The organism is Bacillus sp. BP-3, assembly GCF_028401955.1.
Taxonomy (GTDB): domain Bacteria; phylum Bacillota; class Bacilli; order Bacillales; family Bacillaceae_G; genus Bacillus_A.
This window is the reverse complement of record NZ_JAQOTJ010000003.1, coordinates 330,918-356,576: the sequence shown is the minus strand read 5'-3', so window position 1 is coordinate 356,576 and position 25,659 is coordinate 330,918. Positions and strand designations below refer to the sequence as shown.

The 25,659-nt window shown below is 33.3% G+C and carries 29 protein-coding genes and 3 pseudogenes; 19 read left to right on the top strand and 13 right to left on the bottom strand.

The features are described 5' to 3' along the window. Window positions 1–75: 75 nt before the first annotated feature. The 3 genes and pseudogenes from PLX19_RS07245 to PLX19_RS07235 all read left to right on the top strand — a co-directional run. A pseudogene (locus PLX19_RS07245) lies at window positions 76–177 on the top strand (helix-turn-helix domain-containing protein); the annotation flags it as partial. A gap of 156 nt (window positions 178–333) precedes the next feature. Then, window positions 334–459: a hypothetical protein gene (locus PLX19_RS07240; protein WP_272187827.1), complete on the top strand. Its 126-nt coding sequence runs from the start codon at window positions 334–336 to the stop codon at window positions 457–459. 396 nt (window positions 460–855) lie between these two features. Then, window positions 856–1,230: a nucleotide excision repair endonuclease gene (locus PLX19_RS07235; protein ID WP_272187826.1), complete on the top strand. Its 375-nt coding sequence runs from the start codon at window positions 856–858 to the stop codon at window positions 1,228–1,230. Here the strand turns inward: PLX19_RS07235 and PLX19_RS07230 are convergent. Further along, window positions 1,223–1,396 carry a hypothetical protein gene (locus PLX19_RS07230; RefSeq protein ID WP_442869033.1) on the bottom strand — a complete coding sequence of 58 codons (174 nt, stop codon included), beginning with the start codon at window positions 1,394–1,396 and terminating at the stop codon, window positions 1,223–1,225. The two genes, PLX19_RS07235 and PLX19_RS07230, sit on opposite strands and share 8 nt — an antisense overlap. Here PLX19_RS07230 and PLX19_RS26140 point away from each other — a divergent pair. Then, window positions 1,395–1,478 (top strand): annotated as a pseudogene (locus PLX19_RS26140) (HAD family hydrolase); the annotation flags it as partial. The gene PLX19_RS07230 and the pseudogene PLX19_RS26140 sit on opposite strands and share 2 nt — an antisense overlap. A gap of 208 nt (window positions 1,479–1,686) precedes the next feature. Here the strand turns inward: PLX19_RS26140 and PLX19_RS07225 are convergent. Further along, a complete protein-coding gene (locus tag PLX19_RS07225) occupies window positions 1,687–2,097 on the bottom strand; it encodes a VOC family protein (protein WP_272187824.1) in 411 nt (136 codons plus the stop codon). Window positions 2,098–2,295: 198 nt separating this feature from the next. Between PLX19_RS07225 and PLX19_RS07220 the strand changes: the two genes are divergently transcribed. From PLX19_RS07220 to PLX19_RS07195, 6 genes are all read left to right on the top strand, one after another. Further along, window positions 2,296–3,075 carry an undecaprenyl-diphosphate phosphatase gene (locus PLX19_RS07220; RefSeq protein WP_272187823.1) on the top strand — a complete coding sequence of 260 codons (780 nt, stop codon included), beginning with the start codon at window positions 2,296–2,298 and terminating at the stop codon, window positions 3,073–3,075. Between the two features lie 12 nt (window positions 3,076–3,087). Continuing rightward, window positions 3,088–3,252, top strand: a complete 165-nt coding sequence (locus PLX19_RS07215; protein WP_170857705.1) for a hypothetical protein — start codon at window positions 3,088–3,090, stop codon at window positions 3,250–3,252. Between the two features lie 116 nt (window positions 3,253–3,368). Continuing rightward, window positions 3,369–4,688, top strand: coding sequence for an NAD(P)/FAD-dependent oxidoreductase (locus PLX19_RS07210; protein WP_272187822.1), 1,320 nt, complete (start codon window positions 3,369–3,371; stop codon window positions 4,686–4,688). Between the two features lie 77 nt (window positions 4,689–4,765). Continuing rightward, the gene (locus PLX19_RS07205) at window positions 4,766–5,266 is read left to right on the top strand and encodes a GNAT family N-acetyltransferase (protein WP_272187821.1); all 501 of its coding nucleotides are present in this window, start codon (window positions 4,766–4,768) and stop codon (window positions 5,264–5,266) included. A gap of 22 nt (window positions 5,267–5,288) precedes the next feature. Continuing rightward, a complete protein-coding gene (locus PLX19_RS07200; protein ID WP_272187937.1) occupies window positions 5,289–5,810 on the top strand; it encodes a YfiT family bacillithiol transferase in 522 nt (173 codons plus the stop codon). Between the two features lie 61 nt (window positions 5,811–5,871). After that, window positions 5,872–6,741, top strand: a complete 870-nt coding sequence (locus PLX19_RS07195; protein ID WP_272187820.1) for a pentapeptide repeat-containing protein — start codon at window positions 5,872–5,874, stop codon at window positions 6,739–6,741. 66 nt (window positions 6,742–6,807) lie between these two features. Here PLX19_RS07195 and PLX19_RS07190 read toward each other — a convergent pair whose 3' ends face one another. Then, complete coding sequence (locus PLX19_RS07190) at window positions 6,808–8,013, bottom strand: MFS transporter (RefSeq protein WP_272187936.1); 1,206 nt, start codon at window positions 8,011–8,013, stop codon at window positions 6,808–6,810. Between the two features lie 325 nt (window positions 8,014–8,338). On the opposite strand from PLX19_RS07190, the gene PLX19_RS07185 reads away from it, so the two are divergent. Continuing rightward, window positions 8,339–10,012, top strand: a complete 1,674-nt coding sequence (locus PLX19_RS07185; RefSeq protein ID WP_272187819.1) for a ribonuclease J — start codon at window positions 8,339–8,341, stop codon at window positions 10,010–10,012. A gap of 157 nt (window positions 10,013–10,169) precedes the next feature. On the opposite strand, the gene PLX19_RS07180 is transcribed toward PLX19_RS07185, so the two are convergent. After that, complete coding sequence (locus PLX19_RS07180; protein WP_272187818.1) at window positions 10,170–10,547, bottom strand: PH domain-containing protein; 378 nt, start codon at window positions 10,545–10,547, stop codon at window positions 10,170–10,172. A 197-nt stretch (window positions 10,548–10,744) separates the two neighbouring features. On the opposite strand from PLX19_RS07180, the gene PLX19_RS07175 reads away from it, so the two are divergent. From PLX19_RS07175 to PLX19_RS07150, 6 genes are all read left to right on the top strand, one after another. After that, on the top strand, window positions 10,745–11,593 hold the full coding sequence (locus PLX19_RS07175; RefSeq protein ID WP_272187817.1) for a patatin-like phospholipase family protein: 849 nt from the start codon (window positions 10,745–10,747) through the stop codon (window positions 11,591–11,593). A gap of 272 nt (window positions 11,594–11,865) precedes the next feature. Then, a complete protein-coding gene (locus PLX19_RS07170; RefSeq protein WP_272187816.1) occupies window positions 11,866–12,936 on the top strand; it encodes a CHAP domain-containing protein in 1,071 nt (356 codons plus the stop codon). A 437-nt stretch (window positions 12,937–13,373) separates the two neighbouring features. Further along, window positions 13,374–13,820 (top strand): NUDIX domain-containing protein, encoded by a 447-nt coding sequence (locus PLX19_RS07165; RefSeq protein WP_272187815.1) that lies wholly within the window; start codon window positions 13,374–13,376, stop codon window positions 13,818–13,820. 33 nt (window positions 13,821–13,853) lie between these two features. Next, the gene (locus tag PLX19_RS07160) at window positions 13,854–14,339 is read left to right on the top strand and encodes a dihydrofolate reductase (protein WP_272187814.1); all 486 of its coding nucleotides are present in this window, start codon (window positions 13,854–13,856) and stop codon (window positions 14,337–14,339) included. A gap of 202 nt (window positions 14,340–14,541) precedes the next feature. After that, window positions 14,542–15,735, top strand: coding sequence for an alpha/beta hydrolase (locus PLX19_RS07155; RefSeq protein ID WP_272187813.1), 1,194 nt, complete (start codon window positions 14,542–14,544; stop codon window positions 15,733–15,735). Between the two features lie 21 nt (window positions 15,736–15,756). Continuing rightward, a complete protein-coding gene (locus tag PLX19_RS07150) occupies window positions 15,757–16,170 on the top strand; it encodes a J-domain-containing protein (RefSeq protein WP_272187812.1) in 414 nt (137 codons plus the stop codon). A gap of 1,356 nt (window positions 16,171–17,526) precedes the next feature. Here the strand turns inward: PLX19_RS07150 and PLX19_RS07145 are convergent. From PLX19_RS07145 to PLX19_RS07125, 5 genes are all read right to left on the bottom strand, one after another. Then, complete coding sequence (locus PLX19_RS07145; RefSeq protein ID WP_272187811.1) at window positions 17,527–17,712, bottom strand: hypothetical protein; 186 nt, start codon at window positions 17,710–17,712, stop codon at window positions 17,527–17,529. Between the two features lie 3 nt (window positions 17,713–17,715). Further along, complete coding sequence (locus PLX19_RS07140) at window positions 17,716–18,000, bottom strand: hypothetical protein (protein ID WP_272187810.1); 285 nt, start codon at window positions 17,998–18,000, stop codon at window positions 17,716–17,718. A gap of 31 nt (window positions 18,001–18,031) precedes the next feature. Further along, the gene (locus PLX19_RS07135) at window positions 18,032–18,541 is read right to left on the bottom strand and encodes a hypothetical protein (RefSeq protein ID WP_272187809.1); all 510 of its coding nucleotides are present in this window, start codon (window positions 18,539–18,541) and stop codon (window positions 18,032–18,034) included. Between the two features lie 69 nt (window positions 18,542–18,610). After that, window positions 18,611–19,150, bottom strand: a complete 540-nt coding sequence (locus tag PLX19_RS07130; protein ID WP_272187808.1) for a hypothetical protein — start codon at window positions 19,148–19,150, stop codon at window positions 18,611–18,613. A 39-nt stretch (window positions 19,151–19,189) separates the two neighbouring features. Further along, window positions 19,190–19,399, bottom strand: a complete 210-nt coding sequence (locus PLX19_RS07125; protein WP_272187807.1) for a hypothetical protein — start codon at window positions 19,397–19,399, stop codon at window positions 19,190–19,192. Window positions 19,400–19,825: 426 nt separating this feature from the next. Between PLX19_RS07125 and PLX19_RS07120 the strand changes: the two are divergent. Continuing rightward, a pseudogene (locus tag PLX19_RS07120) lies at window positions 19,826–20,311 on the top strand (GNAT family N-acetyltransferase). 144 nt (window positions 20,312–20,455) lie between these two features. Here the strand turns inward: PLX19_RS07120 and PLX19_RS07115 are convergent. Then, window positions 20,456–20,641 (bottom strand): hypothetical protein, encoded by a 186-nt coding sequence (locus PLX19_RS07115; RefSeq protein ID WP_272187806.1) that lies wholly within the window; start codon window positions 20,639–20,641, stop codon window positions 20,456–20,458. A gap of 121 nt (window positions 20,642–20,762) precedes the next feature. Next, on the bottom strand, window positions 20,763–23,099 hold the full coding sequence (locus PLX19_RS07110) for a GW domain-containing glycosaminoglycan-binding protein (protein WP_272187805.1): 2,337 nt from the start codon (window positions 23,097–23,099) through the stop codon (window positions 20,763–20,765). Between the two features lie 405 nt (window positions 23,100–23,504). Here PLX19_RS07110 and PLX19_RS07105 point away from each other — a divergent pair, with 405 nt between their 5' ends. Then, entirely contained in the window at window positions 23,505–23,669 is a 165-nt protein-coding gene (locus PLX19_RS07105; RefSeq protein ID WP_272187804.1) for a hypothetical protein, read from the top strand. 81 nt (window positions 23,670–23,750) lie between these two features. On the opposite strand, the gene coaW is transcribed toward PLX19_RS07105, so the two are convergent. Continuing rightward, complete coding sequence (gene coaW, locus PLX19_RS07100; protein WP_272187803.1) at window positions 23,751–24,575, bottom strand: type II pantothenate kinase; 825 nt, start codon at window positions 24,573–24,575, stop codon at window positions 23,751–23,753. A 261-nt stretch (window positions 24,576–24,836) separates the two neighbouring features. After that, complete coding sequence (gene nadE, locus PLX19_RS07095) at window positions 24,837–25,658, bottom strand: ammonia-dependent NAD(+) synthetase (protein ID WP_272187802.1); 822 nt, start codon at window positions 25,656–25,658, stop codon at window positions 24,837–24,839. Between the last annotated feature and the right edge of the window lies 1 nt (window position 25,659).

Genomic DNA, 25,659 nt, shown 5'->3' with positions numbered 1-25,659 from the left:
AATGGGGTGCGATTATTGAATAACATAGATAGAAAATGATCAAACTTTTTACAAAAGTGAAATTTACTTCTATTTTATCCAAATAAGAAACAAGAAATATTAATTGTTAAAACGATTGGTTACAGTCGCTTTGTATTCAATTTCTTATTGAGCGAATGGATGAGTTTAGTTAAAAAAGAAAATCAAATCGCATAGCCTATAAAAAAGAAAGCAAACTAAAATCGTGGGTGCCGATAATATAGAAATATTACTCCGTGATCTTTATATAGCGTATTTATTATAGTTGGCATCCTTGATGGAATAATTAAATCAAACTACAAGGGTGGTGAAAAAATGATTAAAAATAAGAATAATCAATTTAAAAATAATAAAAATGCTCTACAAAAAGCAGATGTAGAATTCGCAGGAGAAAATGGACTTGAAAAAATAGCATTAAGAGCTCAAAAAAAATCAAAATAAGTAAACAATATGGGGCAGTAAATCTGTCCCTCAAAATTAACTTGATGTTTTTAAGAGATACTAAAATTAGATCGTTATAAGGCGGTCTTTTTATCGTTTTCCGACAGAAGACTCCTTCCTCAAAAATGCGAAGATGTGGAACATCAATTTTAGGTGGGAAAAGAATTTCGGTAAGTGCATCTTCAGGTGAAAATGTACAATTTTATTATTTTGGGAGTGTTATAAAATTCTTAAGTTGAAAAGGTGTATCGTTTCTTACATAAAAATGACGCTTTCTTTATTTTGCGAAAGCGCCTATTTGTATTATTTAATTAGTCCAAGACAAAATTTATAATGGTTTTTTTTACATAATTGTGATACTATTTTCCTTTATAACAAAAAAGGACGTGACATATAGTGATTAAAATTGAGATACCAACATCAGACGTTACGATTACACAACGTAAACAAGTAATTAAAGGTGATGAACCGAGAATTACTCCAATTAATGGATTTATTGATTTCCATCAGATTCCAAGAGATAAAGGCGGCATTTTTATGTTTTATGATATAAATGATGATCTTCTGTTTGTTGGAAAGGCACGTAAATTACGTCAAAGAATTAAAAAGCATTTTGAAGATAATGTTTCACCAGTAAAAGCATACAGAGATGAAGTATATCGAATTGATGCATGTATCGTAGAAGATCCGATGGAACGTGAAATTTACGAAACATATATTATTAATGAACTTCAAGCGAAATATAATGTAGATAAAGTGTTTTTTAAATAAAAAATTTATAAATAAAATGACCTCGGCATAATGCTGAGGTCATTTTATTTCGTATAATAGCATTTACAATCTCAACAATAGCGTTACGCAGATTATCTTTATCAATATATTTTCGCTGTATATATAAGAGAACTTTATATTTTTCGTCATGTTCTGCGTTTGAAATTCTCTTTAACCCTGCATTCGAAATAAAACCATATGCCGAGATCAATTCTTTTGATAGATTATTAAGTTATTTTACATATTAAGCACTTTTGTTATTCTGTTAACGGGCGCTATTATTGAAGAAAATTAAAATATTAAAATGACTATATCGCTAGGGCATCCTTAAAAAATTTAACTACTTTATTTTACCCCCATCCAAAAAAGGACGGGGGTATGTATGTTGGAAATAATTTTGACATTTCCTTATTACGGGTGGTGACAGCTTCACTAGTACTACCCCTATTTGCAAAGTTAATTATTCGCAAGATTTAGCTGCCAAGAAACGCCATATTTATCTTGAACCCAAGCAAATTTTGCACTCCATGGAGAATTAGTGAGTGGCATTAAAACAGCGCCGTCTTGAGATAACTTATTAAATACTCGATCAATTTCTTCTTCCGTATCACATGAGACAAACAATGACATAGCGGGGGTAAATTTATGTACATCTTTATTACTATTATCAATACACATAAATACTTGTCCTTTTAATGAAAACGTAGCATGTAACACAGTTCCTTCCTTGCCAGCTTCGTTCGCTCCGTAACGAGAAATACTGATGATTTCTGATTGATCAAATATAGAAGTGTAATGATTCATTGCTTCCTCAGCTGTTCCTGGAAACATTAAAAACGTAGTAATTTTTTGATTTGAATTTTCCATTTCCTAATCACTCCTTTTATAAAATTTGACGAACATACATTCTTGTGTATGTATTATATTAGCTTTAAGGGTTCTCTAGTGTCAATTATTATTACCTTATTGTCATTCAATATGAGAATCTATTAAAAATGAATAACTTCACATAACTAAAAAAACACAAACATATACTGGTACAAGCAAACTTGAAAGGAGACAATCATGAATTGGTTAGAAGCCTTTATTTTAGGAATTATTCAAGGATTAACGGAATTTTTGCCAATTAGCAGTACTGGTCATTTGTATTTAGGAAGACATCTTTTTGGTTTAGATGAGGCAGGTCTTTTTTTAGATACGATGCTTCATATAGGGACGTTAATAGCAGTTTTTATTTACTATAAAAAAGAATTTCTGTATTTAATCAAAAATCCATTCTCAAAGTTAACGTATTTATTAATTATCGGAACAATTCCTGCAGTGGTAATTGGTTTATTGTTTAAAGATTTCTTTGAAGAAATTTCAAAAACGGGTATTACAGTTGGATGGGAATTTTTAGTGACAGGTTTATTTTTATATATGGCTGAGAAACAAAAAAGCGGACAGAAGAAGATGAACGATATTACATATAAAGACGCATTTATTATCGGTTCATTTCAAGCGGTTGCGATTTTTCCGGCAATTTCAAGGTCGGGGATGACGATTGTTGCTGCTTTATGGAGAAAGTTAGACCGGGAAACAGCCGCTTATTTCTCATTTTTATTATCGACACCTGCAATTGTGGGAGCGATTATTTTACAGTCACTTGATGTTTTTCAAGGGAAAGCAGAACCAATCTCTAATACGGCACTTATCATCGGTACGCTATCTGCAGCGTTCTTTGGATATATTGCAGTATCCTGGATGATTCAATATTTAAAACATCATTCTCTCAAAATGTTTGCGTATTATGTATGGGCCCTTGGCATTTTAATTCTTACCTTACAATTTACTGGTGTATTTTAAGGGAGGAAGATCATGAAAAAATATGAGCAAGCAGTAGGATTATTTTATGGAGGATTTTTTATGTTGGGGCTAGCTGGAGGAGCTTTATTAGAAAAGCCTAACATTGGGATTTTTGTCGGGATTGCTTGTGGATTATTTACGCATGCTGTCCTTGTTATGAAGGATAAAAATGAATGAAATCATCGCTGAAAATCAAAATCTTGTACTAAAGTTATGATACAGGATTTTTTAGTTTGTCATAAATTGTATTGTTCAAGAGGTTTTTACGTGAATAACATTTAGGAGGTAATGTATTGGAGATTGCAATTGTAATTGGAGGAAGTGTTGCTGGAAAACTTGCTGCAAAAGCTTTATCACATTCTTTTCAACAAGTAATCATTTTAGAAATGGGAGAAGAATGGACAGAAAAGACTCCTAGAAAGAGAGTTCCACAAAGTTATCATCCACATGTTTTATTAAAAGGTGGAGAAGAAGCAATTGAGAAATTATTTCCTGGCATTATGGAGCAATTAATAGAAGATGGAGGTATTGTAAATAACTTTACAAGGGATTTAAAGTGGCATCATTTCGGTTTATGGAAGCAACCTTTCGTTGGAGAAATAAAGATGGTCCAACAGAGTCGGCCGATGCTCGAGTGGCATTTACAAAGAAGGATTAACCAAGTCTCTAATGTTAAAACGAAATATGAAACAAAGGTGAAGCAGTTGCTAATAGATCAGCAGCAGAACGGAATTGTCGGAGTAAAAACACAATGTTTGAAAACAGGAAAAGAAGAGGAACTTCATGCAAATGTAGTCGTTGATGCAAGCGGATTTGGTTCTAAAAGTATAGATTGGCTAGAGACACATGGTATCGAAGTAAAAGAAGAAAAAGTATGGATCCAGTTATTTTATGCAACGAAATTAGTTTGTTTAAAACAGAAAGAACGTCCGGACTGGTGTAATTTACTTGTTTCCCCTAGTTTTCCAGAAAACCCTTATGGTGCATTTATTCAAATCATTGAAGATAATCGCTATTTAGTTACGCTTAGTGGTTACGCCAATGAGCCTGCACCACAAACTGATAAAGAATTTCTTATCTTTGCACATAAATTACCTATTCTAGATGTACTTGGCTTTCTTACGCAAGCAGAATCGATTACAGATATAAAAATACATAAGATCCCTTGCCAAGTGCGGCGACGTTTTGACTTAGCGAGAAATATTCCTAAAGGGTTCTTAGTCATTGGGGATGCTCATTGCCGTTTTGACCCTGTGTTTGGACAAGGAATTTCAGTCGCGGCAATGGAAGCAGAAGAATTACAGCGATGCCTGCAGCACGGAAGTACGCTAGAAAAAGGATTTACTAGAAAATTTTATAAGCGAATAGCCAAGATTATTGCAACGCCATGGAATATGACTACTACAGAATCATTTCGTCATCCAAAGATTAAAGGAAGTAAACCTTTTATGCAGCCTTTTCAACAATGGTATACGAAAAAAATATATCAACTTTCCGCAAGCAATTCAGAAGTTTATATTCGATTAGTTCGAGTTATGAATCTCATACGTGGCCCCTTACACCTGTTTCATCCAAAAGTATTGTTTGCTGTATTTACGAGCCGAAGAAAATAGGCTTTCCACAGCAGGATTTCATGACAAAATAGCAAATTGTATATAGTTGATAGATTTCGAAAAGGAATGATTAGCGGATGGAACTTTATATAGAAAAGTTAAAAGAACAGGATGCAGAGGAACTGTTTGCTTTTGAATGTAGTAATAGGGCTTTCTTCGAAAAGACGGTGCCCAGTCGCAGTGAGGATTACTATACATTTGAAACATTTCAAAAGATATTTTATGAATTATTACAAGAGCAATTTGAAGGCATTTCATATTTTCATCTCATAAGAAATCATGTGGGAACAATTGTTGGACGAATTAATTTAGTAGACATTGAGAAAAAGAAAGAATTGGGGTATCTTGGATATAGAATAGGAGAAAAATATGCCGGAAGAGGTGTTGCCACTAAAGGTGTAACACTCCTTTTAGATGAAGCTGCAAATTATCACGTTACAGAAATTCATGCGAAAACAACAACTGATAATATCGCTTCTCAAAAAGTATTAGAGAAGAGCGATTTTTCACGTATTTCAATTGATGAAAACGCACATCATACTGATTTTATCCATTATGTTTGGAAACAAACTAATTAAAACAAAAAAGGAGAGCAATACAATTATGGACTTACGTTTTCCAATCGGTCATTTCACTTATCAAGAAACGTTAACACAAGAAACAATTGAAAATTGGATACAGCAAATTGAAAACCTTCCTACTGAGTTAACACAAGGGATAAAAGACTTAGATGCAACTCAGCTTGATACACCGTATCGTCCTGGTGGATGGACAGTACGCCAAGTTGTTCATCATATTGCAGATAGTCATATGAATAGCTATATTCGTTTTAAATTAGCGCTGACAGAAAATAATCCAACGATTAAACCATATATGGAGGGGAAATGGGCAGATCTACCTGATTCCGAACTTCCTGTAGAAGTATCTTTAGCACTTTTAGAATCATTACATAAGAGATGGGTTACTTTGCTGAAATCAATGAAAACTACTGATTTTGAAAAGACATTTCACCATCCGGAAACAGGGGCAAATAAACTAGGTATAACAATTGGACTGTATGCATGGCACGGTCGTCATCATACAGCACACATTACTTCTCTTCGCAATCGATTAGGATGGTAATAGTTTTAGAGATTATATATTCATTCATGTAAGGAACATAGAAACAAGGGAGATGCACGAATTGTTTGAACAACAAAATGATCTTAATGTAAAATTTGATACTAGTTTTAATAGTCTACGCGCTGATTGCGAGAAATGCTTCGGCTTATGTTGTGTTGCACTGCCTTTTGCAGCTTCTGCAGATTTTGCAATTAATAAAGACGGTGGAACACCATGCAAAAATCTCCAATCAGATTTTCGGTGCAGTATTCATAAAAATCTTAGACAACAAGGGTTTAAGGGGTGTACTGTTTTTGAATGTTTTGGTGCAGGCCAAAAGGTTTCGCAAGTGACTTTTGGGGGCATTGGTTGGAAAGAAAGCCCAGAAACAGCTAAGAAAATGTTTGATGTGTTCCCTATTATGCAGCAACTTCATGAGATGCTCTCGTATTTGACGGAAGCCTTGACGTTGAAAGCGACTCATCCGATTCACAGTGAACTGAGACGTGCACTTGAAGAAATGGAACGACTTTCGCAACTTAGTCCTGATTTACTTTTAGAACTAGACGTTCCATCACACCGAGCAAATGTAAATGATTTACTTTTAAAGACAAGTGAACTTGTGTGGATAGAATCAAGTCGTCAAAGCAAGGGGAGCAAAAAAAGAAAGAGAATCAACCATCGAAGTGCTAATCTGATGGGGGCAAATCTTAAAAGCGCGGATCTTAAAGGGGCTAATTTAAGAGGAGCATACTTAATCGCAGCTAACCTTCGCGATGCTGATTTGCGCGATGCTGATTTAATTGGTGCAGATTTACGAGATGCTGATCTTAGTGGAGCAAATCTCACAAATAGTATCTTTCTTACTCAAGTGCAAGTGAACTCGGCGAAGGGCGATACTCGTACAAAATTACCTCATTCACTTTCTCGTCCAGCACATTGGTCTGCTTAAAAGAATTTTATGAATAAAGTGGGTATTAATCAGCAAGGTTCCGCTATGAAACGGAACCTTGCTGATTTAATTATGTTCCGGTTTAATAAATTTAAGAGCCAATATAGCTCCCAAGAGAGCAAGAGAAATGGAAAGATAAAAGATATAATTATCCGGTCCCTTCATTAACAAAGCAAATAAAGGCGGACCAGCTGCTACACCTACAAAACGCATAGAGCTATAAAGAGATGTGATAGATCCCCTTTGTTCTTTTTGTACACCTTCCGTTACTAAAGCATCAAAGCTTGGAAGAGCCACTCCGATTCCAATTCCACTTATCACAAGACTAATGATAATAATATAAATATTTTTAAAGAATATCGGAATCGTTAACGTTATTCCTAATAAGAGAAACCCAATACATATACACCATTTCATAACTCCCTTTTTATCTCCAATCTTTTTTCCAGTTATATAAGAAGTAAGGGAGAGAGAAGCTAAAGGGATCGCTAGTACAAGACCTTTCCAAACACCTTCTAAGTGATATCGTTTTTCTAAAATTGAGGACAAATAAAAAAGAATACCGAATAAAATAAACATAATGATTCCACCTAGCAAGAAAATAGGAAGAAGCCAACGCCCTTTTTCCATTAGGATATCTTTTACATTCTGCAGGAAGACATTTAACGGAGGCGCTTCTTTAGTTGGATTCTTAGTTGGATTCGGTGGTTTAACAAGAAATATAATTAATATAATTGAGACTATACACAAAATAGGGATAAACCAAAAAGGAAGAAACCAGATAAATGAAGCTAATAAGGAGCCTAAAATCGGGCTTAAAACTTTCCCTAATGTATTTGATGTTTCTACTAGTCCTAGACCGGAGCTTACTTGTTCTTTATCTTGAAACATATCACCTACACAAGGGATAACTACAGGCATTGCACCAGCTGAACCAATTCCTTGAATGATTCTTCCAATTAAAATCCACGTATAAGGATTGTCTAGTTTCCATGATACCCAACCAGTAACTGCCCCTCCAAGTGCTGCTATGAATAGGCTAGGAATGATCACTTTTTTTCTTCCCCATTTATCTGATAAATATCCAGCTACAGGAATCAATAAAATAGCGACGATTGAATAAATTGTAATAATAAGAGAAACTTGTAAGTCAGTAATATTCAATTTTTTTTCGATTAACGGAAGGACTGGAATCAACATGGAGTTTCCGAGCGTCATAACTAATGGTACAGATGAAAGTGCCCATAAACTCCATTTGTCTTTTCTATCTATATTTATAATTACTCACTCCTTAATCAAATGTATGGGGTATTAACTTTTATATCTTAGTGCTAACCTTTAGAAATCTACCCATATGTTGCAAAAATAAATTATTCAATTTAATAAAAATCATTTACCTTTTATTAAATCTGTATACACATTGTAGTTTTGAAATAAAAGTTCATTATTTAACCTTGTCAAACAGTTTATCTGTTTCATTAATAAAGGAAAAATCAATGTTTGATTCACTATAAATTAGAATAACATTTACTTAGATAGGTTAATCATAAAAGGGAAATCCATATTTTTTATAACGTTTGAAAGGAGGATTTTGATTTTGGATACAGTAGAAAATGCACTATCTATCTTTGCTTTAGGTGGTGTAAACGAAATAGGAAAAAATATGTATGTCATACAATACGCAGACGATATCGTCATAATTGATTGTGGCTCCAAGTTCCCTGATGAAAGTTTATTAGGAATTGATTTAATTATCCCAGATATTACATACTTGCAGGGAAATAAAAATAAGATCCGAGCATTAGTTGTAACCCATGGACACGAAGATCATATTGGCGGTATTCCATATTTATTAAAACAATTGAACGTGCCTATTTATGCAACAACTTTAACACTAGGATTAATTGAAGTTAAACTAAAAGAACATAGACTAGAAAATGTAACAGATTTATTTGTGATTGACTCTGAATCGTTAATTGAACTTGGGCAAATAAGTCTTACTTTTTTCAAAACGAATCACAGCATTCCCGATTGTCTTGGCATTGCTTTTCATACGCCTGAAGGTACAGTGGTGCATACAGGTGACTTCAAGTTTGATTTGACTCCTATCAATAATCAATATCCTGATATTCATAAAATGGCCAAAATTGGAGAAGGCGGTGTCTTAGCTTTACTCTCTGAAAGTACAAATGCAGAACGGTCTGGATTTACGCCATCAGAACGATTGGTAGGTAACCATATTGAAGAAGCATTTCTCAAAGCTTCTAGAAAAGTTATACTTTCTACTTTTGCTTCTAATGTTAATCGTGTACAGCAAGTGGTAGATGCTGCTATTAAAACAAATCGGAAACTTGCTTTGCTTGGAAGGAGTATGGTAAACGTCGTAACAGTTGCTTTAGAGAAGGGATATTTGAATATTCCAGAGGGAATGTTGATTGAGGCACATGAAATCAATCAAATGGAGCCAGAAAAGGTAGCTATTCTTTGTACGGGTAGTCAAGGTGAGCCTATGGCTGTGTTGGCTCGTTTAGCTAGTGGAAACTATAGACAGGTGGATATCCTTCCTGAAGATACTGTTATTATCGCTGCCACTCCTATACCAGGAAATGAACGAAATGTCTCACGAATTGTAGACAACTTATTTTTATTAGGGGCTAATGTGATTTATGGATCTGGAAGTTCAACAGGGATGCACGCTTCTGGACATGCTTATCAAGAAGAACTAAAGTTAATGCTTACTTTAATGAAGCCAAAATATTTCATTCCAATACATGGTGAATTTAGAATGTTACATCATCATCTCCTTTTAGCAGAATCCGTTGGTGTGAAGAAAGATAATATTTATGTTATTAATAATGGGGACGTTGTTGATATAAGAAATCAAGTGGCTTATCAAACAAGACGAATACCTGCAGGAAATGTATATGTAGATGGATTAGGTATTGGAGATGTCGGAAATATTATTTTACGTGACCGCAAACAGCTTGCTGAGGATGGTATGCTTGTTATAGTCATAACTCTTAGTAAACAAGAGGGGAAAATGATTTCTGGTCCAGATATCATTTCGCGCGGATTTGTATATGTGCGTGATTCGGAAGATTTCATGAAGGAAATTAATCAATTAGTTACAACAACCATTCATAATTTACAAAAGAAGGACATCAACAATTGGAATGTTCTAAAAAAGCATATAAGAGAAACACTTGGGAAATTTTTATACGAACAGACAAAAAGAAAACCAATGATTCTTCCTATAATCATTGAAGTTTAGGCGAAGTAAGTAGTGAAGGGATAGATTAAGATGATGGAATACAAAAACAGACTATCATAGAAAAGTCTGTTTTTGTATTTTTAAACAAATATATTGTATGTTGTTCCAAAAATCACGAGGTTTATACTTTTAGTTTCGTATAAAAATACAAAACTGATTATTTTGTTGTATACATCACAAGTGCTTTTTGAATGCTATAAATACTATCATCTTTTCTAAATTCTTTTGTAATCGGAGCATGCATACTTGATATCCAAATTTTTAATTCAGCATCTAAGTCAAAATGTCCAGCTGTTTCGATGCTAAATTGTGTAATACTTTTATATGGAATAGAATGAAATTCCGTCTTTTTACCAGTCAAACCTTGCTTATCCACTAAAATCATACGACGATTTGTAAATACGATTAAATCGCGAATTAACTTATAAGCGTGTTCTACTTGTTCATCATCGAGCATAATTGCTTGTAAATCACGTTCTACCTCACTTATATCTGCATCAGATGCATTTCCTAAAAAACCACTAAATAAACCCATTATGAATACCTCCTTTATGTATAGAATAAACCTCCTTTATTGTAACATGTAACGAAAAGAAGATTCTTACTTTTAGGGATAAGAATTATATTGTAATTGCAATGAAACGATTTAATACTTAATCATAATATCTTGTGCTAATATATTTGTGTAAGAACTTTTTTATACAAAATGAACTTATGATAGAGGGACAATTGATGAATAATATTGGATTAGTTTTAGAAGGCGGAGGAATGAAGGGGCTATATACAGCAGGTGTATTAGAATTTTTTATGGAACAAAATTTGTATTTTCCATATGTAATAGGTGTTTCAGCAGGAGCTTGTATGGCTGCTACGTATTTGTCTCGTCAAAAAGGACGAAATAAGAAAGTAAACACAGAACTTGTAAGTGACCCGCGTTACATTTCATTTCGAAATTTTTTACGAAAACGCGAATTGTTTGGTATGGATTTTCTATTTGATGAGGTACCGAATAAACTTGTACCATTTGACTTTCAAACATTCCAAGACGGAGCAGAACAGTTTGTTATTGGTACAACAGATTGTGAAACAGGTGAAGCTATATATTACAATAAGCATAAACATGGAGATAATATTTTAAAAATTATCCGTGCATCAAGCTCTGTACCATTTATTGCACCGGTAGTGGAATATGATGATAAAAGGCTACTTGATGGAGGAATAACCGATCCAATTCCGATTCAGAAAGCACAGGCCGATGGATATCAAAAAAATGTTGTCATTATGACAAAGCCAGCGGGATATAAAAAAGAGCCTAATAAGGTTGCTTTCATTGCAAAATGGTTATATCGACATTATCCAAATGTGGCAGATCGTCTTACTCAGCATTCTGAAATATATAACAATACTATATCGCATCTCTATTCAGAAGAACAAAAAGAGAATTTCTATGTCATTCAACCAAGTGTTCAATTACCTGTAAGTGGATTGGAACGTAATCAAGAAAGATTGGTTCATTTATATGAACTTGGCTATAACGATGCGAAGAATCAATTTGAGCAGTTGAAAGAATGGCTAAAGTAAGCTATGGATGAGTCAATTGCACAATATTGCCCACTCAAATTTCATTTACCGTATTTTTACAAAACAAAATAAATGTGTTTAAAAAAATAATAAAGTCCTTTTAAAAAGATGGCATGAGCGTATAATTTTCCTAGAATGATATAGTGACCCCTATTAGGCAAAACAAAAATGGATGGGATGCTAAAATTAATGTGAGATTGTAAAAAATTGTATCTAAACCAAAGCTCAAGTTTAGTCAAGAAAATAAAGTGGAATAGGAAGTGAGATGATCTGTGAATAGTTCAAGAAACAGGCTTGAAAGTATTCGTGTACTTGTTAATGAAATACTTGATTTGGACAGCTTAGTTAACAGACAAGAAGCTTATGCTCAACTTAATGGAGTATCATCTTTCGCTTCGATGCTTGCAATGAAGAGAGGATTAGAGACAGAAATTACGGCTATCACAGGTTTGCTTCACAACTATTATTTCTATAAAACTGGTATTATTTATTTTCCTGGTATTAATAGTGCTGAAACCATTAGACCTATCATAAGAGATTTAAATATTTTTTCTAAGGATGAACAGCTTATCATTCTTCGGGCAATATTCTACCAGAATCAGCGTGGGAAATTCCACGGTCCATACGATGAATTAATCAAAGATGCTATTATACTTAATAATTTCTTTCAGAACTTGGATCACACCGTATCCCATATTGATGTTCAAAGATTTCATAATGTATTTGGCGAATTATCCATTCCAAAGGACCAATTTGAAGAAGTAGTTCTAACCAATCATCATGAAAAGATTACAAAAAACGAAAAAGATAAACGAAGCTTGTTGGCCGATATTTCAGAAAAACTAGCAAGTCAAAACATTATTGGAATTCCAGAAGATAAACTGTATACGGAAATTTGCCATTATTGGCCTGATCCCAATATATATAAAGTACTCCAAGGGAATTGGTGTGCAGCATTCGTATACCATTGCTGTATGCAGGCAGGAATCTTGCTGCCGATACATTACCCAAACGGTAATCATCGACTAGCTGGTGTAGGTGCTATATTTGAGTGGGCTCAACTACCCGAAACTGGATTTTTTTATTATGATGACCAGAACTTTAGACCACAACGCGGCGATATAGTTATTTATGAAAAACTTTTATCAAATAATTCTCACGACCATATTGGAATTGTCCTTGACTGCGAAAACCAAGAAATTCTTGTCGCAGAAGGGAACAAAGATAACGAGAACTATTCAAGCGTTTTTTGTAGGTGTAGGGAACGCAACATTCTAGGCTATATTCGAATCGACAATGAATACGAATTTCAATTCGATGGTGACTATAATCCTATCATATAAATACTGTGTACCAAGAGTTTCAATTAATATTTAAGTTTGATATTTCTCCCTTCTTGTTAAACTAACGAGCGTTAGAAAAACATTTCATTATTTTAAAAAAGCAATATCCAAAAACAAGAGGAAGGAAATATATAACCCTGTTTCTTCTGCTTACTGTAGAAAAATCAGGGTTTTTAACCTCTAAAAAATAGCTTAGCGTGGGTCTTATGTCAAATAGATGGTAGTATCTATTGCTTAACGTTGTAAATCCGCATTTTCCTAACGCTACCTCTATACTGGCTAAACTAAACAATTTAAAAAAAGAGGCTATGTGTACCTATTCGCTTTCAAAAAAGAAACAATTTTATTATCTCTGAGCACTATATTCAGCCAGAAAAGGAATTTCACTTCTCATATTAGAATTTAATATCTGATTAGTAAATAAGGAGGACAAGAATATGAGAAGTCAATTCCACCACATTGTAAGGGGAATACTTATAAAAGATGGACAGCTTTTGGTAGCGCATTATAAAGGGCATCATTGTTTTTTGCCAGGAGGACATATTGAATTAGGTGAATCAGTCGAAAATGCACTTAGACGAGAATGGGAAGAAGAACTAGGTGCAGCTTGCTCAATTGAAAAGTTTCTCGGTGTAATTGAAAATCAGTGGAGGGACGGAGATACATTGCACTATGAAATTAACCATGTCTTCAAAGTGAATAGCGATCAATTAAAAGTGGAAACATCTCCAAAGTCTAGAGAATCTCATCTGGATTTTTATTGGATTGTACCTACTGAAGAAAATTTAAAAAGTCATAAGGTGATGCCAGATAGTGCTATACAAATACTAATGAAAAAAATTCAAGAACATGATATTGAAACATGTTGGGTTAGTACACTTTAACTTTTGATAAGATGGCGTAATGGAGATGAAAACATGATAATATCCGCAATGGTTGCTGTCGGAGAAAATAATGTAATTGGCAAAGACAACGATCTTCCTTGGAGACTCCCGAATGATTGGGCATATTTGAGGCGAATTACTATGGGACATTCTATCATTCTCGGAAGAAAGAACTATGAATCAATAGGAAAATCTTTAAATGGACGTAAAAACATCGTCCTAACAACAAATAAAGACTATAAGGCTGAAGGCTGTCATATCGCTTATTCGATTGAAGACGCTCTTTCTAAATGTGAAGGCGAAGAAGTATTTATTCTTGGGGGAGAAGAAATCTATCGAAAATTTCTTCCTTACACTCAAAAGTTATACATAACTAAGATTCACGCTCCTTTTGAAGGAGATCGTTTCTTCCCAACGATTGATTTTTCCTCGTGGAAACAATTATCAGTCGAAAAAGGAATTAAAGATGAAAAGAACCACTATGAGCATTACTTTCATGTATTTGAGAAAATAAAATAAGTTCGAGAAGAACTACCGATAACTTGTGGTATGTTAAAAAGGTGTTTTCTAGACAGGAAAATACCTTTTTAAATACTTTATTCTATATTAAATATAAATTTTGTTCACAAAATAGACACTATATCCATAGTAAGTAACAAGGAAACAATCATTTTATTACTGAAATAAGTATTGAGCAAGACCGAGGAAAGGGAGGTAAAGAATGAAGAAACTAATGAGTCCGATTATGGATGAGTTGGCAAAGCAATTAAATCAAGGTAATCACCCTGCTCTTACATCGTTTTTGGAGAGCATTAAAAAACAAGAACTACCTATTGTAGAGACTTGTCCAATTGATGATGAGTATGATCTTGTTACATATATTTGGTTAGGTGATGAACTGACCGAAAATGCATATATATTTGGAAGTTTTCCTGGTTGGGAAATAGCAGTGAATGAAATGGATAAGTTCTTACATACAAACATATGGTTTAAAACGTTTCGAACAAATGAAAAGTTTGCTTCAACGTATTACTTTTCAATTAATGATCATTTTGAACAAAATTGGATAAAACGAAGTGAAAATTATAAGCGAGATCCATTGAATTCTAAGATGTTTAAGCATGAAGCAGGACCAATTTCTATTTTAGAGTTAGGCCTATCGTCACAAATTACCAAAACAAAGCAACCAACTCATATTCCAAAAGGAAAAGTGGAAACACATCAGTTCTATAGTTCTATTTTAAAGAATGAACGGAAACTTTGGATGTATACTCCACATAATTACTCACCTGAACAATCTTCTTATGACCTTCTTATCATGTTTGATGGCAGATCTATGCTACAGACGTTATCAGCAGCTGCAACACTAGATCATCTTATACATACAAAAGCAATTCAGCCATGTATTCTAATTGGCATTGATCATGTAGATCGATTTACAGAACTCACATTCTCTGAAGAAATGAATATGTTTGTAACAAAAGAACTACTTCCTTGGATTCAGCAAAGATATCATGTTAATACAAATCCATATCATACAACAATTGGCGGATTCAGTCTTGGTGGTTTAGCAGCTTTTTATGCAGCATTGCAATATCCAGAGCATCTCGGAAACGTTTTATCAATGTCTGGCTCTGTACATTGGAAGAAAGAAAATTACACAGGAGCACACCATTGGATTGAAGATCAATTTAAAAGCAGCAGCACGTTACCATTACAAATTTATATGTGTGCCGGGCAGTTAGAAAATAAACCATTATTAAAAGCAAACAGGAGGTTATCACAAGTACTTAAAGAAGAAGAATATCAAAGTACCTATGTCGAATTCCCTGGTGGTCACGATGTACTGTGGTGGCACAAACAGTTTGCTGATGGATTAGTATCCTTACAACAATTAAAAATACCTATGAAATAATAAAAAAGGAGGGGTGAACATATGAAAGATAGAGAAAAAGAGTTAGATAAAGCGATAAAGAAACAAGAGATTCTAGTAAAAGATGAAAAGGTATGGTCATATACGTATGAAGATCATATAAGTTCGATTATTAAACGGTCGCAAAAAGAAGGCGTATTCGATGACTTAGTAGGTAAAGGAAAGCCACTGCAAATGGATAAAAGTCTCTCTTATAATCCAGAAAAACAATTATATAAAACACTGAAAGATAATCATGTATTGCCGAGGTGGATTGAGCTTTCGAAAGAGATTGATACATTAAAGGAGAAGTTGCATACATGCATGGAAAACGAAGAAACAGCTGCATTAGTTGAAATGATTAATAAAAAAATTCATGAGTACAATTTAACTTGTCCGCCGTCAGCGCAAAAAATGAAGATAAGTATACCAAGTTAATATTTTATAGCTAATGTGCTTTTGGAGAATAAGCTCGGAAAGTTTATTTTAGCATGGTTATCTAAATTTGATACAGTTCTTTATAGAAGAGAATATTCATAATGTGATATAGCATTATTCCAAATAAAATAGGATGAACAGGAAGGTATCATGCATTTATGGGGCTAAAAAAGGAGGTGATTATGCTGAAAATCTTTTGCTATTTCTTAGTCATTTTGTTATTTCTTCTGGTTGATTACTATTGGTTAGACATGGATACCAAAAGATGGGGATGGTTTAAAAACAGGAGTAAAACGCAAAAAATAATCTTCTTTACTATAGTTCTTCTCTTAACTTTCATAGGATACATACTTATTGATGTTGAATACTTTAAAATCTGACACTTACAAAGAAATATCGTTATTATGGACAGGGGATATATAGAGTCAAATCGTTAGCAAGTAAATCATCACATTTGTTGGAGAAGATCAAGGTCAATACTAGTATTAAAATTCTTCCAAAAATAATAAGGGAGGATTTTTTTATTTCATAAAAATATTATGTTAACTAATAATTGTAAATTGAATAAAAGAAATATAGGATAGACCTAATTATGAGAAATACCTAATTATGAGAAATTTTTATATACAACAAGTTTCTGTGTATATTTAGAAAATAAGATGTAAATAAATATAAAATAAAAAGAAAAGAAAGTTCACAAATAAAATTTTCAATGCAATTCAATATAAAATATGACTGTAATGATTCAAAATAAAATTTCTGCGGATGTATGCAATGAATTGTTGTATATGAAATTTTAGCGTGTATTTAAATTTATGAAGTTTTAAACTGGCATGTATATATGTTATGGATTGTTTCAAAATCTCTGTTTTATCTCAAAATGTATAGTTTACTTGCTCAAAGAGATACAAAACCACTTCTTTTTTATAACTACCTATAATTTATATTATGTAAACTAGGTAAAAGAATTAACTAAATTAAAATAAGTAATAAGGATTCTCCCCCTCTTTTGTTATTTTTGTTTTAAGCGGTTATAATTGTGGCATTTTTATGTATACTTTTATGTGTACTTTTATGGTGTACTTTACTGGTTTCCAAATTGCCTGTTTAAAAGTAACATTCTCTAGCACTTTTTCAAGTGGGGAAACCAGTCTTCTTCATCTAAGCGGCTTGCCCATTGTTGTAACAAAAGTGTCTTTACATCCATTTTCTATTCCCTCCAATTTAATCCATGTATTTAACTTTCGATATATTTTCTAAGCTCGTGAGCATTATGTAATTTGTTATCTATACAAATTTGCACCGTTGTTTTTAATGCTAATAGTAGGTGCTCAATTTCCTCGTCACTATATTTTTTTATAGTTCCATTCCCCCCCCATCTTTGTTGTAGCTCTCTCTAAATCTATTGTTATTTTTAATAGCACAGCCATTATTATTAATGTTAACAACTTTAATACAAAAATATTTATTTTCTAAATCAATTGTATTAAAATCAAATCGTTCTACTAAGTCAATTCGAGCGATACTTGTAAAATCAGACACTCTTCATTCCTCCATAATCTTTAATGTTAATATTTTGTATCTTCTTTTATCATGTACTTTTTCTTGTTCCTCTTTTACTGTAAATAACGAACTATCTTTTGTTGTTAGTTCAGCTAGTTTCTTTGTACCTTCGTAAAAATCACCTGTGAATTCTTTTACTTGGTCTGTATAGGATATTTCTTCTTTTTCTGCTACTTCAATCTTGTCTTCTTTCTTAGAATCACTGTTTGAACAACCTCCTGTAACTAATAGTACAGGAAGTGCTAAACAAATTAAACTACGTTTCATAGGTGAAAACCTTCTCTCTGATGTAATTATACTATTTTTCTTCTTTTAACTTGTTCTCTTCTTCAACTAATTGTTTAATTGCTTTATCTATTGCGTCTTTACCTTCATTGACTAAACTTTCATCGTTTATGTTTAATCCATTTCTAATTGTAATGAAACCGGACTTTGCTGAAAGCATAGTGTCTGTTATCTTATTATGAACTTCTCGATATTTATTACCAGGGTTTAAACTATTTACCTTAGCGTCTAACTCTAGAACATTCTTAGACCTCTTTTCAAACTCTGTACCCCTCTCTACTGCCGGTTTGTCAGTAGATAAAATTAAGTTTATTTCCTGTGAATCCTTGATAAAATCTGCTAATAGAGGTTTCAGTTTTGATTTGTACTCTTTCTCTAACTTAACACTTGAGTCTTCTAGTTTCTTTGATTCTGATACTTTTAAACTATCAGTCTTTTTATCTTCTGAAACGTCTTTACTACCACATCCAACTACCCCTGCTAATACAAGTGGAAATGCCACTGCTAATACTTTTCGTTTCACTACCCTCACCTCTCTTTGTTTAAAACAGGTTACTTATATGATAAGTAACCTGTTTCCTTTTTGATTCCTCTATTTCATTTCTTTTAACTTTTTATCTGCTTCAGCTAGTTGTTGGGACGCTTTAGTCATTGTCTCCCCACCATCATGTATCATCTTATCATCTTTAAGGTTTATACCACTGTTTATTAAAAGTGAACCTTGTTTTGATGAAAGCATAGCGTCTTTAATTATACTATGTACTTCTTTATACTTTTCACCAGGGTCTAAAGCAATTATTTTATCAGCTGTTTTTTGGAAAATATCTGACTTTGTATCAAACTCGTTTCTCTTCTCTATTCGATTCTTATCACTAGCTAGAATTTCGTTTAACTCTACTGCTTGTTTTGTAAACTCTCCCATTAAAGAGTTTAGGTTTGACTTGTACTCTTTCTCAACCTGTAACTTTGAGTTATCTACCTTTTTACTTGTTTTTGAAGTGTCAGTTTTCTTTTCTTCTGATACTTTTAAACTATCAGATTTCTTTTCTTCTGCTTTATCGTTTGAACAACCTACCACCCCTGTCAATAACATAAATGGTAATGCTAGTGTTACTAGTTTGTTTGTTTTCATTGTTATACCTCATTTGTTACTCATCTGTTAGATTGTATTTTAACTTCTGATAGCTAAATTTCGCATGTCCTCTACACTTGATGTTAGCTTACCAGTTAGTGTTGTTAAAGTGTTTAAATAGTTTTCTACTAGGTCTTTATTTTCTTTCTCTGATTCTATATCCAGTTTTGTTTCAATAGATGTCTCATTAGAAGAACAACCACCAAACAGTAACATCAAGGGAACTGCAATACCTATTATCCATTTCACTCTACCCCTTGTTCTTACTTTAGGTAGTATTACTTATCGTTTTCATCGGCTATTTTTATTTTTTTCATTTTTTTGTCTCATCCCAAATGCGTTCCAACGTATACCGATAATTTTTTGTTTTATCAAATTCCGCATTGCCCTTCATATCATTTCCTCCTTACTATACAAAATGTAAGATTATTACACTATCGTAACAAATTAATTGTTTTATTTTTATCATATTTTGTCGAAATATGATAAAAATAAAAAAACTTTCTCTTTCAATATTAGCCTAGTTCATATATGTTATTTTCTGTCTATTAAGAATAACGAATTCTACTATTTGATTGGCAATTCTCCAAATAATTAAGAGCATGAAAATAGTGATGTCCTGTCAATTCATAATATTAACGGCAATCTTTATTAGTTAAGAGGGTTATTAAAAAAATGAACCAACTAATCTTTAAAAAGTTTGAAGCAACAGACTTTAATGATTACTTCCAACTAGTATCGAATGAACAAGTTATGACACAAATTACAGAACGAGCGATTCCATTAGAAGAGGCTCAAGTAAACTATCAGAAATTATTAATGCGCAATGAAAAATATGAGCTATATGGCTCATATATACTTTATAATCGTGTGGCGGGTGAGTTTGTTGGACTTGGGCATTTAACATTAAATGAACAAAACATTGAAGAAGCTGAAATTGGTTATATGATATTACCTAAATATTGGGATGAATGATAGAGTAGTTTAATTGCAAGACAATTAATTGGATTAGCTAAGCAAACAAATTTGAACAAGTTGAAAGCAGTTATTGATCCAGAAAATATCCCTTCTAGAAAAATTTTAATAAAGCAAGGATATACATCGGAGAAAATTTGTGGAATCGAAGGGTTGCCTGGAGAAATTTTAAGTAGGTTTTTATAGGAGAAAAAGGCCGATGTTCACATAGATTATATAGCTGCTTTCCTTCATAAGCTGTTATAACCATACATGCAGGATAATAACTACTTTTATTTCTTTTATTAATAACCCTTCTTTCTATAATGTGTTGATATGTTGATCTAGCTCTTATGTAGTCCAATTCAGTTCTTTCTTTATATCCTGTATGTCTATTCCTGAGCGGATCATTATAAATAGATAATGGAGTTGTGATTCAAATATATCAATACTTGGAAAGTTGTTTCCAAATGAAATGATTTTAATTTCATAATCCGGTTGTGTTATTTTCTCTTTAAAATGAATATAAGATGGCATAATAATTTTTCTCCTTCTTAATTATGCTTAAATAGTGGATAAGGATCGCTTATCCACTATTCTCAGTTTATTCAATTTTATATTTAATGCTTAAATTCATAGTTTACAATTTTTATATTAATTAGTAGTTTTTAATCTCTTGTTCATTATTTACGTTGATAATACAAGCACCCTGTTTGATTCGCTTCATTAATTCGTACATTTGGTTTTCTGGAATAGCTACACAACCTGCTGTTGGTTTACCATTAGACACGTGTAAGAAGAAACCAGAACCTGCACCTTTTTGAATGTTTTCTGTATTATAGTTGATTACAATACCGTATTTATATTGTGCAGGATAGTCAATTAAGTGTTCATCACTTCTAGAAGAACTATTACGTTCTTGCCATGTGTTATATTGGTCATCGTTTACATTACTAATCCAATAAGAATTAGGTGTAATTTGACGGAATGGTAAGTTAGTTCCTGGGTTTGAAGTTCCGAATGAGAATCCTAGAGAATAAGAACCTTTAGGAGTTCTACTTGTAGACTCACTAGCTTGTCCAACCCCTTGAGAGCCAACAAAACCGTTTGTAGATAGCTTTTCATTCCATAAACCGTCTTCTTTCTCAAATAAAGACACTCTAGCAGAGGTTCCCGAAGCCACTACAGTTACAATTTGATTTGTACGTTGAGCCGTTGGGGATGAAGCTACAATACCACTTAAACCATCTTGTTGTACTGCACCTCTTGCTACTGCTTTTGAGTCTATCCAGCTAAACTGACCGTTATAATCAAAACCATACCAAGTTGTGCCATTGTAATCCATAGTTAACTTCATAGTTAGGTTTTTACCTAATAGATTGTTTGCAGGTTGAATGTAAGAACCACCTTGCATACCCCAAGGTCGAGATAATACCCCATGACCGCTTTGACCTACTACATGGTATGTTTCATTCAATGTTCTGATGTTTGTTGCATTAAATACCGCTTTAGCGTCTACCCAACCTTGTTCTCTACCATCTACTTCAAAGTTATACCATGTTGTATTACCCATAACTAATCTACGAGTTACATGGATTGGTTTGTTTGAATATGCATTTGCACCATTAACCCATCTAGCATCTTCTAGACCGTAAGGCACTGACCATATACCATTACCGTTTACATCACCTAGCATAACAGTTTTATCTTCATAGCGAGTATAGAAGTTAGTAGTAAGAGTTTTAGAGTCTACCCAACCAAGTCGTTGACCATCAACAAATATATCGTACCATTTTGTGCCGTTTACTACTGCGCTTGAAACAACTTTTGCTTCCTTAAATGAGTAGTTACTTAATGAATTAATCCAATATGCACCATGTACCCCATAAGGTTGACTCCAAACACCGTCTGAACTTTTAACGACATCAATGTAAGCTGTCTTGTTTTCTTCTTGTGTTTCAATGTTGCTTTTGACTCTAGAGTCTACCCAACCAAGTACTGTGTTTCCTTGCTTAATTTTATACCATGTTGTACCGTTCTTCACTCCACTTTGGATAACTTGTACACGTTGGAAGTTATATTTACTTGCAGAGTCTATCCAGTAAGCACCTGGTTCGCCGTATGGTGCAGACCAAACACCATCAGAACTTTTATCTGTTCCGACACTCATATAGAAGTTTTCATCTTTTACTTGATCTAAAGTAGATAGAGATTTTACCCCATCAACCCAACCTATGTTTTTGTTGTCTTTACTGATGTAGTACCAGTTCGTGCTACCTACCTTTAATGTCTTTGATACATGAACAGTTTGATAAGCGTATTGGTTTGTAGAACCACCATACTCCGCATAGTTCGTACCCCAAGGTGCAGACCAAATATCATTACCAACCGTATTTCCGATTACTACATTCAAGTTTGCAGGTTTAACATTGCCATTGTCGATTACTTGCTTGTCTACCCAGCCTACAACTTGACCGTCAATGCTAATTTTAACCCAAGTTGTTTTACCATTAACCGCTTTTTCAATTATTTTAACGTTTTTATAAGCGTACTTATCAGTTGGGGCGATGTAATTTGCACCATCAATACCATAAGGTGCAGACCAAACACCGTGAGCGTCCACTTTCATATACCCCATATACACGTCTTCATTTACTTTCTCAATGTTTGATAGCTTACTGAATGCTCTGCTGTCTACCCAACCTAGGTTCTTTCCGTCTAAGCTAATTTTGTACCAAGTAACCCCGTTTAAATCTATCTTTTGATCAAAATCGATTTCTTCACCTAAATAAAGGCTTGTAGAACCAACATAATTAGCACCAGGTAAACCATAAGGCGTGGACCAAATACCATGAGTTCCTACTCCGATAATTTGACTACCTTGAACGTTTACAGTAGGTGTTTCCGCATTAGTTATTGTTGGCGAAGCTAACATTAATGTTGTTCCTGCTACACATAATAAAGTACCTAGTTTTGAGTTTTTCTTTTTAGACACAATGTTAAATCCCCTTTTGTTTATTTTAGCTTTACTAAATATTTTTTGGAAATTTATGTATATTAAGATGGTGATTCGTAAAAAATATTGAATCTACTTATCTTAACTACTCTTTTATTATATCAATACAATTATAGAAAAAATAAGTAAACAGATATTTTTTAATTGATTCATGTAACTATTTCTTCTTTGGATTTCTTCCCAAGTTAAATTATGACTTAGCTTTCTTTTTGAAATTCATGCCGCTGCTCTACCATTAAGTTTAGAGGTATTTCAAAATTGTTGTTCTTTATGTATTTAGCATAGAATCAATAAAATAAAAGAATGGCAAAATAAATGAAAAATTAAATATAATAACGCCTCTAACATGGGCATACTACACTTATTCTAACTAGGAGGTGCTCCATGAAAAATCAATCGAACGATTCTCACCGCACTGGAGATGAGAGATTTAATACAGCTGGACCTACTACTGAAGACGCAACTACGGGTTATGTTCGTGTGAAAGATACCTCTCAGTCCAAAGGGAAATCTGGCGGTGAATTATCTACTAAAAAAGATAGCCTATAATTAAAAATGAACTTTTCAGTGCATGTTCTAGAAAGATTTATTCAAAAAGCATGGTAAATTGCCATGCTTTTTGGGTGTGAATTATGATTTAGTTTCACTTAATAAAGCACCGATAGCACCGCTAAATCCAGGATCTTTAAAGAAAATAGGATTTTTATTGTACTGTAGTGTATAACCGCTTATGATATTTTTTAACGGTTCATTATTTGATAAAGTAGATCCTATATAAATAATATTATCTATGCTTTGCGCCTCTGCAACTTGAAGACTCAAAGTTGTTATAACCTCTCCAACAAGCCCTTGAACAGTTGCGATTAAATCTGATATATTATGATCCCCTTTACTAATGGAGGCATTTCCAAAGTTACTGGCAGTAAGATCTCCATCTATAGGAGACTTTATTTCGGTATAAATATCACTAACTTTTATATCTAATTTTGTCCTAGAACCCATCTGCGAATATTTTACAATTTCATCAAAATATTCTATACCAGTTAATAGTGTAGATAGCCCCTTCAATGTGCCACCGCCTATTCCAGTTCCTCCTATACGAAAGTATGTATTTCCGTTCATTATATGTATGGAGGTACCTGTTCCAATATTGGTAACTACATAATTCTCAAAAGAATAATTACTTTTATGAAGTAGATAATTAACGCCTCTACATGTAGCATCGAACTCTAAAATATAATTTATATGCTGTTTCGCTAAAATAAGCTTTTTTAGTTGTTCAGCTTTGCCTCCAGTAATACATATTTCATTTATTAAATCATTCGAATTAATCCAGTCTCCCACTTTTTCAAGTTCATCGGAACAAAAGTTTTGAAGTTGTAATTCATTATCTTTATCAAAATAAGCAATTTTGGTTAATGTGCCTCCAACATCGATACCGACAGTTCCTTTCATTGGTTCACTCGCTCCTTATTTAGATTCACTCGTGTATATTTTAGATTTTTATAAGGACTTTCTTAATTATTTTACTTTATTTCAAGAATTTTTCTACTTTTAACTATTGTTCATAGCATACTTTCTATTTTGGGTATGGAGATAATGTGAATATGTACAAACAAAAAGAATGCACATATAGATACATCTAGTATGTGCATTCTTTATTTGGTTTGTTATCGAATTAATCTATATCGTTAATTTCATGCCATTGCAATTTTATTATTTCCACCAATCATCAAACATAGTTGTAGGAAGTTGTCGTTTATGTTCAGTAACTAAATATCGCTTTTCGATTGCTTCTGCTACTTCTTTAGATACTTGCTTACCTTCTAAATAATCATCTAATTCATCATAAGAAATTCCTAGTTCGGTTTCATCTGCTTGTTGTGGTTTATTATCTAATAAATCTGCTGTTGGAACTTTTAAATACAATCTTTCTGAAGCACCTAAAGCTTTTAATAGTTCTCTTCCTTGTCTTTTTGTTAATCCCGATAACGGAAGAATATCAGCACCACCATCTCCGTATTTCGTGAAGAAACCTGTTACAGCTTCTGCTGCGTGGTCTGTACCGATTACAAGAAGGCCATTTTGTCCACCTACTGCGTATTGTGAAATCATTCGAACTCGTGCTTTTACATTTCCTTTATTGAAATCTGTAAGTTGCTCTTTTGCATCTTTTTGATATTGCTCTGCAAAAGCGTCTACTGTCGTTTTAATATCAAATGCAAGTTCTTCGTCTGCCTGAATGAATTGTAATGCTGCCTGTGCATCATCTTCGTCTTTTTGAATACCGTACGGTAAGCGAATAGCTACAAATTTTACATTATGCCCTTCGGTTCTCAGTTCTTCTACCCCTAGCTGAGCAAGTCTTCCAGCCAATGTTGAATCTTGACCACCGCTAATTCCTAAAACGAATCCTTTTGCTCCTGTTTTAAGTGCATAATCCTTTAAAAAATCGACTCTTTTACGAATTTCTTGATGCGGATCAATGACTGCTGACACATTTAAGTCTGACATGATTTTTTGTTGTAAAGTTGTCATT